We start from the raw sequence: 14,455 nt of genomic DNA on the forward strand, positions 1-14,455 counted from the left end.
TCACAGCTTCAATTTTTAGAGATTGTCACAAATCAGAGATTGTCACACCACTTTGTCACAGATTGTCACAATAAAAATGTCTCACTACGCCGGTATAACCTCTGCATCCCATATCCGGCTCCCAGGCGTTTCCGCTCTCCCGAATATTCCCACTCCTCTAGCTTTGCCATGATGGTTTTTACTAAAAAAGCATCTTTTCGTTCCATCTTCGTGAGACTGTTACCAAAGCACTCACACCAGATCTCCTGCGCACTTACAAAGTCTCTTCTAAGAGGTGTCTCTGGGACAGGCCGTTCTGTCCCATACAGAAAGTCCCGGCGCTTATCCAGATCACGCTCATACCAGTCTGATGGCAGCATGATATCCAGGTATTCCCGCACCTTTTCTTCTCTGGGGTCACTGATCATGGCTTCCTTTTGACGCTTTTTGGCCTCCTCGGCCACATTTCCGGACAGGATGAGGGATTCTCCTTCCTCCACCCGCCTGACAGCCTCCGCCCATATCTGGTCAATCTCCTCCTGGGTGATATCCCATACTTTCTTAACACCGATGCAGGGAGTGTTCACAGGCCAGAACCGGCGCCCGCCTTCCACATCGTTCAGGTACCCCTCTTCGGAATTCGTTGTCCCGATCAGGATACACTGTCTTGGATGGGAGCTCACACGGCGTCCGTAGGAAGCCCTGTACCGGTCATCCTGGGTGGTGATGAAGCTCCTGAGGGTTTTCACCCCTGCGCTGCCCATACCCGCCATTTCGCCAATTTCAATAATCCAGTATCCCTGCAGCTTCTCCGCCGCGGTCTTATCTTTGGTATCCGCCAGATTCAGGGAATCGGAAAACCACTCCCCGCCTATCCTGGCGATCAGCGTGCTTTTTCCAATCCCCTGCGGCCCGCACAGGACCAGCACGGTATCAAACTTACATCCCGGATGCCGTACCCGTTCTATGGCGGCACAGAGCGTTTTGCGTGTCACCTGACGCACATAATCTGTATCTTCTGCGCCCAAATAATCTACCAGAAGAGTATCCAGCCGGGGGACCCCGTCCCATTCCGGCAGTCCGTCCAGATATTCCCGAACAGGATGGTATGCCCTGTCATCCGCCACCTTTGTGATTGCTGACATAAGTTTGTTCTTAGAGAATTCCGTATATTTTTTTGCCATATAGGCTTCCAGCTGTGCGTCATCCGCATCCCGCCAGAATCTTCCCGACCGCTTCCACGGGGCGTCCTCCCGGAATTCCAAGTTATCCGCCATCTGGTTGAACACCAGTCCTTTCAGGTCTTCGTCATACTGCAGGATAGTGACAGCATTGTTCAGGCTGTTTTCCAGCCCCCGTTTATCATAGGTAAGGAGGGACAGCCATTCGTCCCCGTCATCGTCTGCAAAGTCTTCCAGGGCCTCCTGTTTTCGTTCCCTTCCCAGAGTCAGCTTCGTCTCCTTATCCTCCTGTACAAAATCCATCATGGCTTTATAGCTCGGTAGCTTCGTGCCTGCTGTATCTGGCGCCGCGTCCTCATCCAACGCCCCAAATTTGTGGATACGCACCAGATCAAAAGTATTGCACAGCTTTCCGCCTGCAGGGTCAGTGGCATGGTTGCTGTAGGCGAACTTATCATCATACATCACCAGCCCGGCCGCCGTAGAGCCCTCTGCATAGGTGTAACGTCCTGGAACTGCACAGGGGATGTATACGTCCGGCAGAAATTCCCTTATTGCCTCGTCGATGGTATATGTCCGGCAGAAGGCCCCGATCAGGCCTTTCTTTTCACAGGGGTCTCCCTGCTTTTTGGCCGTCCGTTTCCGCCCCTCCGCCGCCCGGCTGCTCTCCGGCCAGTAGCTGGTATCCGTCCAGTCAGGGTATTGCGCCAGCACGCTGTCCGCGTTGATCCAGGGAGAATCGTCATAATCAAACACATATTGTCCGTCAGCTGCTACAGACCCCCAGTACATCAGCCGGCAGGGCTGATAGGTGGTATCATCAAAATAATCAATGCCTATCATCTCCGCCAGCTTCCTGCCGATAGCCTCATACTCATCTGGTGTCACTTCCCGGTCAAGGGGGATCAGAATCCGCAGTCTTGGCTTCTCCGGGCAGTGCTTATGGGTGGAATACACCGCATAGGCCCCGTCTATGTACAGGAACAGCTCTTCCGCCAACCCCGGAGGGGCGAAGTCGGCGTCCAGAGTGATGATCTGCCGGGTCTGTACACTGTCCGCTTTCCGGCGCCCTCCCTTTAAGGTTCCTCCGATGAAACCTCCCACATCTTTAATGTTGTCCTGCTCCGCTTTGGACAGTTTCATATACTCCGCATAAGTTTCCTGCGTTCTGGTGGGGTTCCTGAGCTTCATCAGCAGCCTTGACCAGGTGTATGACCGGTTCTGCCAATCTTTCTCCATCCGGCTTCTTCCAGTCGCGATCATGAGGGAACCGTCATGCTCGATATGCAATTTATAGTCCTCCGGTTTTTCGATCCCCATAGTGCCTCCTAATCTTTCTTATAGAACCCCGTCTCGTATCCATCGCCTCTGAGCGGCAGCCCCGGCGCCCATGGAATCTCCATTGCCATGATGTCCGTGATCTTTTGCAGGGCGTCTTTATCTTCTTTGGGCACATCCACAATTATTTCATCATGCACGCTCATTACGATCTGATATCCCGCCTGGCTTACCCGCATCATGGTCACGGCCAGACAATCCCTGGCAGTCGCCTGCACGATATTTTCCACCAGTTTTCCTCCCCAGGTCTCCAGCCTTCCCCATCGCTTCGTGTCCTGTTTCACCCCAGCATAGGTGATGGATTCCCCTTTCTGTGTCTCTTCCACCCGCGCATCAAAGTACGCCAATTTACGGCCTGACGGCAGCCGGATGAAGAGTATCCGGTTAATATAGGAAAAGGTGATCCCGTTCTTCAGCTTCACGGTCCGGCGTTCACGGATGGCAATTTTCGCCGCGGCTTCCGCATCCCGCCAAAACCGGCAGATATTGGGGCTGGCCTTCCGCCAGTTGGCAACTAGCATAGGGATTTCCTCATCCGGGATACTCCCTGCCTTATCCATAGCCTTAATCGCCCCAAAGGCCCCGCCATATCCTAAAGCCAGTTCAGCCACTTTTCCCTGCTGTCTCAGCTTACTGCCCTTCTTAATATTCTCAATCGGCACATGGAACATCTGGGAGGCAGATGCTTCGTAGATCTTTCCATGGGTCCGGAACACTTCCAGCCGCCATTCTTCTTGGGCCAGCCATGCGATCACCCGCGCTTCGATGGCGGAGAAATCCGCCACGCAGAACCTGCAGCCAGGAGACGGGATGAAAGCTGTCCGGATCAGCTGAGAGAATACAAAGGGCACTCCCTCAAACAGCAGCTCCAGCGTTTCGAAATCTCCTTCCGATACAAGCTGCCTTGCATAATCCAGATCCGGGATCTTATTCTGGGGCAGGTTATGGACCTGGACAATGCGCCCCGCCCACCGCCCGGTTCGGTTGGCCCCATAGAACTGCAGGATGCCCCGCAGATATCCGTCATGGCATACCGCATTCTCCATTGCAGCGTATTTCTTTGTGGAGGTCTTTCCCAGTTCCTTCCGGATGTCCAGCATCCGCAAACCGGGGCCAGAATTCGGCAGTTTCCGCAGGTCTTCTATTATTTCAGGTATCGTATCTTTAGTAATGGATTTTATTTTTATTCCATATGTCTGCTGAAGCCAGGCTTTCAGCTGCGCCAGGCTGTTTGGGTTATCCAGTCCGGTGATCTCCCTGGCCTCCTGGATCAGGCGCTCATGATAAATCACATCAAAGGCAAGGATATTCCGCACCAGATGCATGTCCAGACGGATGCCACGGTCATTCATATGCTGATCCAGTTCCCAGAGCCTTTGTTCTTCCTCTGGTATCGGATAGATCGACAGCTTCTCCCGGATCACACTCTCCGTCACCACATCCTGCCGGTTATATTCCACGAACTGCGCCCATTTCTCCGGGGCATCTTCAGGAAGGTTCCGGGTTCGCCCGCCGTTGGTTTTTGTTGGTTTACAGGGTTTGCAGAAGTACTGGATGAGGCTTTTGCCGGTCTTATCCTTCTGCTGGTCCTCCAGCAGCCCCAGTGCCTCGCCTACCGCCCCCAGTGTTGCCGGAAGCCCCAGGGTAGCTGCATGGACTGCCGTACACCGCCACTGCTCCGGCGGCATCGGCTTTTTATAGTGTGCGGCAAGACAGGTACGCTCAAAGTTGGCGTTATAGGCAGTCTTGATATATTGGGGATTCCACAACAGGGAGTGGAAGCAATAATGGCTGTTTATTGTTTCCATATCGTCTTTCGTCATATCGATCACTTCCACCGGCCCGTCATCAATCTTATAGGCGATCAGCAGTATTTCGAATGCGGGGCTTTCCGCATATGCGTAAGCCCCGGCTGTCTTAATATCTACGTCTGAATAGGTTTCGATGTCTACATTCATGATGTGCATAGGCCATCATCCTAACATGCCGTCATCATCGTCATCATCATCAAAATCGGCAGCAGCTGATTCCACTGTGATCATGCCCCCCAGAGGCTCATCATCCCGCTTTTTCTGAAGGGCGTTCAGGCCCACGGCAATCCCCCGGTTTCCGTTCACGTCAAAACAATAGAAATTCACATTTGCCCGGCCCCAGCAGCCGCTGTAGAGTTCCGTCTGATCCAGGACCTCTTCTTTGGTCTCATCCAGAAGGATCGGCTTCTCGGAAGAGCTGGCATTGAGGAAATACATCCCTTCGTATTCCGGGTGTTCATCCGCTCTCTCTACATCCCCGTCCCTTAAGGGCGTTTTCAGGTTTGCAGGTACCTTCCCCTTCCACTTCTCTGCAGCGCCTGCCTTCTTTTCGGCCTCAATGGCATCGCGGATTTTCCGCAGGGTTGCTTTATCCTCTTTGGGAATCAACAGGCTGACCGAATATTTCGGGTCCTGCCCTTCTGTAATGGCTTTCGGCTTAAATACATTCAGGTATGAAAATCTTACTGTTCCGGTTACTACTTTTGTGCTCATAATCTTATTCTCCTTTTTTACAGTTCGTTAAATTCGTTTTTAATTTTCTCAGCGCTGTCCAGTTCCGGACGTTTATCCGTTTGTGGGACCAGCACAGGTTTCCCTTCCGGTTTTTCCACCAGGCCGTCCAGCAGATCGGCAAACTGCTTCTTTCCGATCAGCTTCTCCATAGCGGTAATCCCCTGGAGCTCTTTCGGCTTGTATATCTCATGATATCCTGCTTTCTGTAGCACTTCAGCCACTCGGGTATCATCTATGTATCTGCGGTTGCTGCGCCCCTCCACCAGCTTCCAGCCATCATAATGCACGCCATGGTTCAGGGCCTGGTCAAAGGCATAATCCTTGACCGCTTCCGCCCATTTCGCCAGGGCATCCACCCTGGATAATACTTCCCCGATCTCGGAATCATCCAGCAGCTCCGAATCCGCAAACTCATACTTTGCCAGCTCCATCTGATGGTCTTTCTGTGCCCGGCAGGTGGCGAAGGCCTTACAGAAACGGCAGTGGTCTCCCACACAGAATTCCCCTTCTCCCTCCATAGCCAGACGGGCCCTGGGCTTCACTTCTGTCTCCGCCCAGTCAAGAAGTTCTTCGATGCTCAGTTCTTCTGTGGAAACATTCTCAAGCCGGGGCTGAACGACGGTCATCCGGATACGCCGGATATCGTACAGCATGGAGTGTTCCAGCCAGGCTCCCAGGCCATAGAGCCTGAGCTGGGGATTGCCGATGGCGGATACGCCCACTCCCTTTCCATACTTGAGATCGATTATCTGGAGCATGTCATCTGCAATGATCACTACATCCCCGGTGCCAAAGCCTTCTGGTACATAATCGGAGAAATCAAGCCTCTGTTCGAACAGTGCCTGGGCGTCCGGGCAGGCAGCTTTTACTTCATTGATCTGTTCCCAGACCTGAAGAGCATAATCTTCCACGTATTCCTGCATCTCCTGGCTGTATAATGGGTCTTTTTTCAGCTTGTTCAGCCGCGTGGAATAGGTTTTTTTGGAGATTTCATTGTTGTTGTATCGCAGGATCAGCTCTGCCAGGCTGTGCGCCAGCGTCCCTTCCTCTGCATACTCGGATGACTTATCCGGAAACTGTTCCTCCAGGTTGGCGGATGGCGTACATGCCATCCACCGGTGCGCCCCGCTGGCGCTTAACTTTGCATGCATTACAGCTCACCTGCTTTCTGCATCACTTCCGGGTACCGGTCTTCCGGGATCTGGGAGAGCTTGTCCACGCCGAAGCTTCTGATCAGCTCCTGCACCTGTGCTTTCTTCCCGGCTTTTGTCAGGTTTGACAGGACGCCCCTTACGTCAGTCATGCTGTAGACTATGGGTTCCGCCTGCGGGGCTTCCGGTTCAGGTTCAGGCGCTGCCGGCACCGGTGCTGCCTGAACTGGCTGCGCTACTGGAGCGGGTTGTACCCGTGCTGCGGGAAACGGTACTTCCGCCGGCGCGATATCCTGCAGGACAGCTTCTCTGGTGATTTCTTTCCCCGTCAGGTGCTGCAGGGCTTCCTGCAGTTCTTCCATAGATGTTGCTTCGATTGTGATTTTCATAGTTTTTCTCCTTTTACAAGAATTTTAATATTGAATTATCTCTGATATGTGGTATAATAGTAGTGCTTCAGTTTCTGGCTGGCCGCTTCCTTAAATACTCCTTGGCGGCCAGTCTTGACTTTTGCCGGATTTCCGGATAATATAGTGTTGATCTAGTTGTTTTCTGAACCGTCTGGGGTTGCCGCCTCAGCGGTTCTTTGCGTTCCAGGGATTTCCCTGTTCCAGCAGGCTTCGCAGTCCCCTTTCAATTTCAAACAGGCATGCTCTGAGTTTTCAGAACTTTCATATCCGTAACTGTACGGGCATAGCAGGCATCCCCCACTATATTTTTTATCTACATAATCAGGATGTTCCTGCTGCAATTTTTCTTTATATGTCATCTTGATTCTCCTCCTTCCATTGTTCCTGCATATGCCAGCACCTCCGCTGCATACGCTCCATCACCCTCTGACCGACCCCACCGGTAATACGTCAGCCCTCCGGTCACGCCATACTGCCCGATCACCTCCGCCAGGATATCGCACCCCACCAATATATTGCTGCGCGGGTCTGCCAGATCAGTTACTCCCAACCGGCGCATACGCTCCTGGTGCCACCGGGGCTGTATCTGCATCAGCCCGATTGCTTGTCCGGCATCCCCGACTGCATCCGCCTGGTAACAGCTCTCCCGCCAGATCACTGCGATCACCAGCGCCGGGTCCAGACCGTAGCTGTGGGCCGTGGCAATCAGGTAATCCTGCAGGTCCTCCGGTAAGGGGATATCGTATCTCTCCGGGGGCATTGTCTCTGGCTCTGTGGGCGTCTCTGTGGCTGTCTCCGTGGCGATGTATGCCGCCTTGACTGTCTCCACGGGGATTTCTGTGGCCTTCGCCGTTATCGGCTCTGTGGGGGCTTCTGTGCGTGCTGCGTGGGTGATCGGCGCTTCCTGTGGTTCCGGAATCGGCAGGACCGCGAACAGTGCGATTTCCGCAACCAGGGCCAGTGCTCCAGCCAGGATGTATTTATTTAGTCGCTGCATGTTATCTCCTTACCCATGAACCGATATAACTTGTCTCTGAATATCAGATACCTGTTTCTCTGCGCCGGCGGAACAGCCTTGACAACCACTCCCAGATCCCACTCTCCCTGCAGCATGCGGTAATGGATCTCTGATGGCCTGCACCCAATCATTTCCGCAGCCTTCCGCACGGGCACTCTTTCAGATTTTTCGAGCACTTTCTTTGCCTCCTTCCTCTTTCCCTGGCTCATCAAGATTGCTTCTAAGCCGCATAAGATAAATTGCACTGCATACCCCATTAAAATTAACAGGATCATGCTCTGACAGATATTTCAGGTCTTCTACTCTGGCCTTAATGTCCTGTACATCTACAGTTTTCGTATTAATCACTCCTCTCTATTTATCGTTGATAAACGAATTATACATCACATTTATGCGTTTGTCAACGAATTTAACATAATTTTTTTATTTTTTTGTGTTGACTAACGACGATTAACCTGATATAATTTAGGAAAAGGTGGTGAATATGATGGAGATTCATGAGCGCATAAAATTATTAAGAAATAATATGGGAATGTCGCAATCTGAGTTTGGAAAGATGCTTGGGACAACAAGAGATGTCATAGGTAACATAGAATATAACAGATTAAAGCGTCCGGAGCAAAAAGAACCAATTTATAACTTAATATGCGAAAAATTGAAAGTAAATGAGAGATGGCTAAGATATGGAGAGGGAGAAATGTTCATTGATCATTTACCGACAGATGAGATTGGTGATATTATCTCTGAAGTTATAGAAAATAAAAATGATTCATTTTATAAGATCATCCTTGAAGCGATGAAATATTACTATGAGCTGGATGAAAAAAGCAAGCAGGTAATAAGGAAATACACATCTGGTCTTGTTGAACGCATAAAGGAAGAGGAAGGTTAGACCTTCCCCTTCCTCTCCAGATGCCGAAGCACCAAAGTATAGAGAATTTTGACAAAAGCAATATCTCCTTTGTCCAGTTTTTTGTACAGCGCTTCGAATTCTTCGAAATAATCCATATGTAAACCTCCCCATCTCAGATTGTTTGCGGCGTTCCGTTGACATTATAATAGCGCAATATCGAACATATGTCAAGGGTTGCGCACAAACATCTGTTCTGTATTATAGTTACCAGATTTACCTCTATCTGGTACATACATATATACGGAGTGATTTAAAATTCTCTCATCTGGGGAAATATTCGGTCACTATAGTGACCACTTATTGCAGTTTGTAAGAAATAAGGTCCCCTACCGGGATTTTCAGCGCCGACGCCAGCATACACAGGGTTTCCCCGTTGGGATGTTTTCTGCCATTGTTGATATTGTTAATTGTGGTTTTTGAAACGCCGGACATCCTGGATAACTCCCGCTCTGATAGGTTGCGGTCGTACATGATTTCTGACAAATGATATATTACTCGTATTCTCATCGTGCACCTCTTTTGCATATGGTGTGCGATTGCGAATAAAAAAATACTATCAGCAAATGCTGAATGGAGGAAAATTATGAGTATATTGGATACTTTCAAGGGGAAGCAATTCAAAAATGAATTAGAGTCTTTGCAAAAAGAATAGGAATACCTGAAAACTTTAATGACCCCGGAAATGCAGGATGTAATTAAATTAAAAGCTGAGATTGAAAAACTTCAGAAGAATAAAAATAATTTAAGCGATCAAATACTGGAATTAAATGAGAAAATCAAGGAGAAAAATTATAATATATCTTCCCTCGATTCTGTCATTCGCGGCAAATCAAAGCAAATCGTGAACCTTGATGATGAGATCTTAGTCCAAGAATTTGGATTATACCAGCCACAATTTGATTTTGCTTCTGCGTTGGATTACAAAGAAGAACTTGCAAAAATCCGCATGCGCCAAAAAGATCTTATAAAAAACAATCACGCAGTTACTGGAAGAACAGACTGGCAAGTAAACGGAAATGCCGCCAAGGGTCGCAAATTAGTAACCGATACACAAAAACTGCTTCTGAGGGCTTTTAATAGTGAGTGCGATGAATTAATATCCAAAGTGAAATACACTAACTTTGATGCATCGTTAAATAAGATATATAAATCATCCGAAGCGATTTCGAAATTAGGAACGATAATGGAAATATCAATTACCGGACAATATCTCGAAGCTAAGGTTAAGGAATTAAGACTTGCTTTCGAGTATCAGCAGAAGAAGCAGGAAGAGAAAGAGGAACAGAAAGCGGCGCGTGCAGAACAGCGCGAACAGGCTAAAATTCAAAAAGAAATCGAAGAACAGAGAAAGAAAATTGAAAAAGAACAAACACATTACCAAACAGCCTTCAAGAGAATAAACGATCAGTTGATGGCCAATCCCAATGATCCTGATTTGCTTGCAAAAAAATCAGAATTGGAAAAACAAATCGATTCTATTGACAAAGCACTAACAGACATTGATTATCGGCAGGCCAATATGAAGGCAGGCTATGTCTATGTGATTTCAAACATTGGTGCATTTGGAGAAAACATTTATAAAATTGGAATGACCAGGAGATTAGATCCACAGGATCGTGTTGATGAGCTGGGGGATGCTTCTGTTCCGTTTAATTTTGATGTCCACGCAATGATTTTCTCTGATGATGCACCTGCGCTTGAAGCCGCTCTTCACCGGGCATTCGAGGACCGTAAATTGAATATGGTTAATCAGCGCCGTGAATTTTTCCATGTTACGCTTGACGAAATAAAAGAAGTTGTACGGAAAAACTTTGATAAAACAGTTGAATTTGTCGATGTTCCAGACGCTGAACAATTTCGCATCAGTGAAAGAATGCGCAAGTCATAAAATAAAAACCGTCCCAGTGTTACCAGCACCAGGACGGCAAGTATATCCCGCAGAGGAGATACACCCTATAGACAATAGTATTGTATCATCCTATGCGGGCAGGTGTCAACATCACCTGTTCTTTTTGTACCCATTTTTACCCATTTCGGAGGATGATACAATGGCAAAACGAAAAAAATATCCAAAACTTCCTAACGGATTTGGTTCGATCCGATACTTGGGAGAAGGCCGCAGGAACCCATATGCGGTCCATCCGCCTGCCACGGAACGGACACCGTATGGATTCAAGCCTTCCAAAGCCTTGTGCTACGTTGATAGCTGGACGAGGGGATTTCTGGTGCTGAACGCCTATAAGGCCGGGACCTACACTCCCGGGATGGAAATAGAGGTTCCGGACAGCAAACAGGCTGATGTACTCATTCAGCGGCTGCTGGCGGACTATAACCGCATAACCGGTAACGCTGTGGAGGAGAGGCCGACTTTTTCTCAGGTTTATAAGGATTTTTGGAAGTATAAATATGAATCCGGGAAAGAATACTCAAAATCAAGTAAGGACGCCACAACGAAAGGATATAAGAATTGCAAGCCCTTGCATGAAAAGATATTTGCAGACCTGAAGCATGCCGATCTGCAGAAGGTGATTGATGCCTGCCCGCATGGAACAGCAACAAAAGAGTTTATTGTAACATTTCTGAAACAGATCTATCGGTATGCGATCATATATGAGCTGGTGGAAAAAAACCAGGCTGCGCACATACAAATTAATACTTCAGAGGATGACGAACATGGAACGCCATTTTCGAAAGAAGAGTTGGAAAGCCTATGGAAAAATCAAGACAATGAAACCATATCTATGATTTTGATAATGTGCTATTCAGGCTTCCGCCTGACGGCATACAAATCCTTGGAGGCGAATCTGGAGGAAGGGTTCTTCAAGGGAGGGATCAAAACAGCAGCTAGTAAAGGGAGAATCGTCCCGATTCACTCTGCCATTCTGCCGCTCGTAGAACGCCGCATGTCCGATTATGGGGAGCTGATGCCCGAATCAACCGCAACGTTCAGAAAATCGATGTATGCGGCTTTGGAAGCGTTACAGATAGGTCGCCATACCCCGCACGATTGTCGGCATACATTTTCTGCGCTGTGCGAGGAATATAAGGTTGCTGAGAACGACCGGAAACGGATGCTGGGGCACAGCTTCGGAGCCGACATTACCAACAGGATATACGGGCATCGGACGCTGGACGATCTGCGAACTGAAATAGAGAAAATCGTTGTGACAAACTTGTGACTATCCAGACGATTTCATATGGCATTTTTAGACATTATGTGGAATTAAATAAAGTGCCGCAAAGCATTGATATCACGGCACTTTCCCTTATTTTAGGACATTCCTGAAAAATGCCCAGATGTAACAATTTGTTACTTACCTTCCGCCTTGTTTCCACTTATGATTGGTGTGGTTATGTTTTTTCCGGCCATTTGTGAAAGAAGGGCTCACAACGGAACTATATGAAAATTCAAATATTGAATCCACAGGCAGGCGCATCCGACGCCTTCGGCGCAACGCCGGTATGACGCAGCGCCAGCTCAGCCGTTGTCTGGGGATATCTGTCAGCTACCTGGGCGCGGTAGAAAGGGATGTCAGGCCGCTGTCCCGCAGCCTGGCGGAACAGCTCAGCCGGCATTTCCAGCTTTCCTATGATTATCTGATCACTGGACGTCATCCTCTGCCGCCCGCGCTCCTTTTTCCGGACGCGCAGCGCCAGGAGCTCTCCCACCGGCTTCTGGTTTTGATCGCCACCTGTTCTCCAGAGGAGCTGATGGCTGTTTATCAAATGTGCTCCCACTATCTGACGGCCCGGCGGGATAAAGCGCAATTCCGGCCCGGCGCGCGCTGCTGACTTTATTTTTTTATCATTCGGATACCATTTTCTTCAATAACAATTTTTTCTTCTTTTAAGAGACGGCCGAGAGCGCGCTTGAATGCATTCTTACTCAAATGCAGTTCCGAGCGGATCAGCTCCGGGTCTGCCTTTTCTCCAAAAGGCAGGCTGCCGCCTCTTTTTTCGATCTCCCCAAAGAGCATTTCAGCATCATCGTCCATCTGAAGATATGCCTGCCTGCGTGCAGCCAGATCCAGCTTGCCGTCCTCGCGCACCCGGACAACCCTGGCAGCTACAGAATCTCCGATCTGGTATTCCCGGAATACTTCCCCCGCAGGAATCAATCCATAGTACTTGTTATCCACCGCGACAAACACTCCTACCTGAGGATTAACCTGATATACGGTTCCGGAAACCATGTTTTCCGGCTGATAGGGGCTCTCCCCTGACAAATAATCATATACCCTCATTGTGGCACACAGCCGCCTGCTCCGGTCCTCATACAAAGCAGCTAAAATCCGGTCGCCTTTCTTCAGTTCTCTGGTCTGTTCCCTGTGGGGCAGAAGCAGATCCTTTTCCAGGCCCCAATTCAGGAATGCCCCGATTCCGGCCAGGTCTGCCACCTCCAGCACCGCGGTTTCTCCCATCTGCAGGTACGGCCGTCTTGTAGTGGCGATCAGCCGGTCTCCTGAATCCCTGTAGATAAAAACCTCAAGCTCATCTCCAAGCACAGTTCCTTCCGGCACCTGCTTTGCAGGAAGAAGAACTCCTTCAGCGCTGCCCTTTTCTCCAAGATAAATCCCAAATTTCTTTTCTCTGATCACAGTCAGTTTCTGTACTTTTCCCAGTTCAATCATCTCATTCACCATGCCCGCCCAGCAACTTCACAATCGCATATGGCAGTCCTTCTCCATTTTCAAGGCTCACAATCCAGCCATTCTCATTTTTCTGTACTCTGGGCGTCAATTCGTCCCCCAATACCGCCTGCTTCCTGTACTCCGCCTGCAGTTCCTGAACCTGAAATCCCGGGGGGATACAGTCCCTTGCCATTTCCACATACTGCCCATTATTCACGTGATGGTTTGTATCTAACTGATAAGGCCTCACAATAATAGGCTCCTGCTTTTCTCCGCCTTCAGGAAGCCTGATCTTTCTGCCCATTTCAGGCATTACAAGAGGCTTATCGTTTCCATATGGCTCCACATCCTCCGGCTGAACTTTAACCGGGCGGCCGCTTTCCGTATCCAAGAGAACCCAAATTGAATTGGCTCTGGCCAGGTACCTGCCCTGATCATCCGTCATCCAAAAATTCCTGTATCCAAACATCCCCCGAAAATCATAGGGACTTGTCCCGATCAATACATTTTCTCCCAAATCCGGATACCGGTCAATCAAAATCTGCCAGGAGTTGAGCACCCAGACCCGATTCCTTTGCTTCAGCCACTCCAATCCTATCCCGCAGTCCTCCGAATGAAAGGTGCTGCAGTCCTGAAAATAGTTGATCAGCGCGTTCAGCCTCAGCCTGCCGTCTTCATCTGTTTCACTGTATCTGATTCTGCTCTGAAATGTATACATCATAATCCTTTCCCGGCCAGTCCAGCATTTCTGCAAGAATCCCCGCCGCTTCCCTCAGACGAGCCGCGTCTACCTGATCAAATCTGGCTGTCTGAGGGCTGTCCAGATCCAGTACGCCCGCGATGCCGCCCCCTGCATAGATCGGAATCACCAGCTCTGATCTGGCTGCGCTGTCGCAGGCTATATGTCCCGGATACTCCAGCACATTCGCCACCAGCTGCGTTTTCCCAGCCTCCAGAGCCGCGCCGCATACCCCTTTTCCCACAGGGATGCGGATACAGGCAGGCTTGCCCTGAAACGGTCCCAGCAAAAGCCCCCCTTGACGGTACAGATAAAACCCTGCCCAGCTCACTTCCGGCAAAGCCCGGTACAGCAGCGCCGCAGCATTAGACAGGCCGGCGATCAGCTGACGTTCTCCCTCCAGAAGGTTCTTCAGCTGTACCAGCAAAACGTCATAAAACTCTTCCGGATCCTCCGGGTAAATAAAATCCAATCCGCTCATTTACGCCGCCTCCATTTACAAAATTATTACATATTTTATACAAAAATTGAACATAAACGTTCTTAACT

16 protein-coding genes are annotated in these 14,455 nt (G+C 49.4%); 4 read left to right on the forward strand and 12 right to left on the reverse strand.

The window, feature by feature from the left end:
- Window positions 1-65: 65 nt before the first annotated feature.
- The 8 genes from EV209_RS05210 to EV209_RS05245 all read right to left on the reverse strand — a co-directional run bounded on the left by EV209_RS05210 (window position 66) and on the right by EV209_RS05245 (window position 7,799).
- Window positions 66-2,480 (reverse strand): virulence-associated E family protein, encoded by a 2,415-nt coding sequence (locus tag EV209_RS05210; protein WP_130433708.1) that lies wholly within the window; start codon window positions 2,478-2,480, stop codon window positions 66-68.
- A gap of 8 nt (window positions 2,481-2,488) precedes the next feature.
- Window positions 2,489-4,465 (reverse strand): DNA polymerase, encoded by a 1,977-nt coding sequence (locus EV209_RS05215; RefSeq protein ID WP_130433710.1) that lies wholly within the window; start codon window positions 4,463-4,465, stop codon window positions 2,489-2,491.
- Between the two features lie 6 nt (window positions 4,466-4,471).
- Window positions 4,472-5,023: a DUF2815 family protein gene (locus tag EV209_RS05220; protein WP_130433712.1), complete on the reverse strand. Its 552-nt coding sequence runs from the start codon at window positions 5,021-5,023 to the stop codon at window positions 4,472-4,474.
- Window positions 5,024-5,040: 17 nt separating this feature from the next.
- Window positions 5,041-6,195, reverse strand: coding sequence for a DUF2800 domain-containing protein (locus tag EV209_RS05225; protein WP_130433714.1), 1,155 nt, complete (start codon window positions 6,193-6,195; stop codon window positions 5,041-5,043).
- A complete protein-coding gene (locus tag EV209_RS05230) occupies window positions 6,195-6,584 on the reverse strand; it encodes a hypothetical protein (protein WP_130433716.1) in 390 nt (129 codons plus the stop codon). Before EV209_RS05230 ends, EV209_RS05225 begins: the two co-directional genes overlap by 1 nt.
- A 152-nt stretch (window positions 6,585-6,736) precedes the next feature.
- Complete coding sequence (locus EV209_RS05235; protein ID WP_130433718.1) at window positions 6,737-6,964, reverse strand: hypothetical protein; 228 nt, start codon at window positions 6,962-6,964, stop codon at window positions 6,737-6,739.
- On the reverse strand, window positions 6,961-7,602 hold the full coding sequence (locus tag EV209_RS05240; protein WP_130433720.1) for a transglycosylase SLT domain-containing protein: 642 nt from the start codon (window positions 7,600-7,602) through the stop codon (window positions 6,961-6,963). Before EV209_RS05240 ends, EV209_RS05235 begins: the two co-directional genes overlap by 4 nt.
- Window positions 7,590-7,799, reverse strand: a complete 210-nt coding sequence (locus EV209_RS05245) for a hypothetical protein (RefSeq protein ID WP_130433722.1) — start codon at window positions 7,797-7,799, stop codon at window positions 7,590-7,592. The genes EV209_RS05240 and EV209_RS05245 overlap by 13 nt, the downstream gene beginning before the upstream one ends.
- A 308-nt stretch (window positions 7,800-8,107) precedes the next feature.
- On the opposite strand from EV209_RS05245, the gene EV209_RS05250 reads away from it, so the two are divergent.
- Entirely contained in the window at window positions 8,108-8,515 is a 408-nt protein-coding gene (locus EV209_RS05250) for a helix-turn-helix domain-containing protein (RefSeq protein ID WP_130433724.1), read from the forward strand.
- A 318-nt stretch (window positions 8,516-8,833) separates the two neighbouring features.
- Here EV209_RS05250 and EV209_RS05255 read toward each other — a convergent pair whose 3' ends face one another.
- Complete coding sequence (locus tag EV209_RS05255) at window positions 8,834-9,043, reverse strand: helix-turn-helix domain-containing protein (RefSeq protein WP_243647497.1); 210 nt, start codon at window positions 9,041-9,043, stop codon at window positions 8,834-8,836.
- Between the two features lie 175 nt (window positions 9,044-9,218).
- On the opposite strand from EV209_RS05255, the gene EV209_RS05260 reads away from it, so the two are divergent.
- The 3 genes from EV209_RS05260 to EV209_RS05270 all read left to right on the forward strand — a co-directional run bounded on the left by EV209_RS05260 (window position 9,219) and on the right by EV209_RS05270 (window position 12,328).
- On the forward strand, window positions 9,219-10,424 hold the full coding sequence (locus tag EV209_RS05260) for an SNIPE associated domain-containing protein (RefSeq protein ID WP_243647498.1): 1,206 nt from the start codon (window positions 9,219-9,221) through the stop codon (window positions 10,422-10,424).
- 160 nt (window positions 10,425-10,584) lie between these two features.
- Window positions 10,585-11,715 carry a tyrosine-type recombinase/integrase gene (locus EV209_RS05265; protein ID WP_130433726.1) on the forward strand — a complete coding sequence of 377 codons (1,131 nt, stop codon included), beginning with the start codon at window positions 10,585-10,587 and terminating at the stop codon, window positions 11,713-11,715.
- 193 nt (window positions 11,716-11,908) lie between these two features.
- Window positions 11,909-12,328 (forward strand): helix-turn-helix domain-containing protein, encoded by a 420-nt coding sequence (locus EV209_RS05270; protein WP_279387332.1) that lies wholly within the window; start codon window positions 11,909-11,911, stop codon window positions 12,326-12,328.
- Between the two features lie 2 nt (window positions 12,329-12,330).
- Here EV209_RS05270 and EV209_RS05275 read toward each other — a convergent pair whose 3' ends face one another.
- The 3 genes from EV209_RS05275 to EV209_RS05285 are packed head-to-tail and all read right to left on the reverse strand — an operon-like array spanning window position 12,331 to window position 14,387.
- Window positions 12,331-13,167, reverse strand: coding sequence for a CvfB family protein (locus tag EV209_RS05275; RefSeq protein WP_130433730.1), 837 nt, complete (start codon window positions 13,165-13,167; stop codon window positions 12,331-12,333).
- A 1-nt stretch (window position 13,168) separates the two neighbouring features.
- Complete coding sequence (locus tag EV209_RS05280) at window positions 13,169-13,885, reverse strand: acyl-[acyl-carrier-protein] thioesterase (RefSeq protein WP_130434201.1); 717 nt, start codon at window positions 13,883-13,885, stop codon at window positions 13,169-13,171.
- Window positions 13,851-14,387 carry a free L-methionine (R)-S-oxide reductase MsrC gene (locus EV209_RS05285; protein ID WP_130433732.1) on the reverse strand — a complete coding sequence of 179 codons (537 nt, stop codon included), beginning with the start codon at window positions 14,385-14,387 and terminating at the stop codon, window positions 13,851-13,853. The genes EV209_RS05280 and EV209_RS05285 overlap by 35 nt, the downstream gene beginning before the upstream one ends.
- Window positions 14,388-14,455 lie beyond the last annotated feature (68 nt).

Origin of the sequence: Cuneatibacter caecimuris (assembly GCF_004216775.1) — a bacterium.
Classification (GTDB): domain Bacteria; phylum Bacillota; class Clostridia; order Lachnospirales; family Lachnospiraceae; genus Cuneatibacter; species Cuneatibacter caecimuris.

Bases quoted from the DNA above. Each gene is read 5' to 3' on its own strand.
- EV209_RS05225 (WP_130433714.1), bottom strand. From the start codon at position 6,195: ATGCATGCAAAGTTAAGCGCCAGCGGGGCGCACCGGTGGATGGCATGT.
- EV209_RS05215 (WP_130433710.1), bottom strand. From the start codon at position 4,465: ATGCACATCATGAATGTAGACATCGAAACCTATTCAGACGTAGATATT.
- EV209_RS05220 (WP_130433712.1), bottom strand. From the start codon at position 5,023: ATGAGCACAAAAGTAGTAACCGGAACAGTAAGATTTTCATACCTGAAT.
- EV209_RS05235 (WP_130433718.1), bottom strand. From the start codon at position 6,964: ATGACATATAAAGAAAAATTGCAGCAGGAACATCCTGATTATGTAGAT.
- EV209_RS05230 (WP_130433716.1), bottom strand. From the start codon at position 6,584: ATGAAAATCACAATCGAAGCAACATCTATGGAAGAACTGCAGGAAGCC.
- EV209_RS05250 (WP_130433724.1), top strand. From the start codon at position 8,108: ATGATGGAGATTCATGAGCGCATAAAATTATTAAGAAATAATATGGGA.
- EV209_RS05210 (WP_130433708.1), bottom strand. From the start codon at position 2,480: ATGGGGATCGAAAAACCGGAGGACTATAAATTGCATATCGAGCATGAC.
- EV209_RS05275 (WP_130433730.1), bottom strand. From the start codon at position 13,167: ATGATTGAACTGGGAAAAGTACAGAAACTGACTGTGATCAGAGAAAAG.
- EV209_RS05255 (WP_243647497.1), bottom strand. From the start codon at position 9,043: ATGAGAATACGAGTAATATATCATTTGTCAGAAATCATGTACGACCGC.
- EV209_RS05240 (WP_130433720.1), bottom strand. From the start codon at position 7,602: ATGCAGCGACTAAATAAATACATCCTGGCTGGAGCACTGGCCCTGGTT.
- EV209_RS05265 (WP_130433726.1), top strand. From the start codon at position 10,585: ATGGCAAAACGAAAAAAATATCCAAAACTTCCTAACGGATTTGGTTCG.
- EV209_RS05260 (WP_243647498.1), top strand. From the start codon at position 9,219: ATGCAGGATGTAATTAAATTAAAAGCTGAGATTGAAAAACTTCAGAAG.
- EV209_RS05280 (WP_130434201.1), bottom strand. From the start codon at position 13,885: ATGTATACATTTCAGAGCAGAATCAGATACAGTGAAACAGATGAAGAC.
- EV209_RS05285 (WP_130433732.1), bottom strand. From the start codon at position 14,387: ATGAGCGGATTGGATTTTATTTACCCGGAGGATCCGGAAGAGTTTTAT.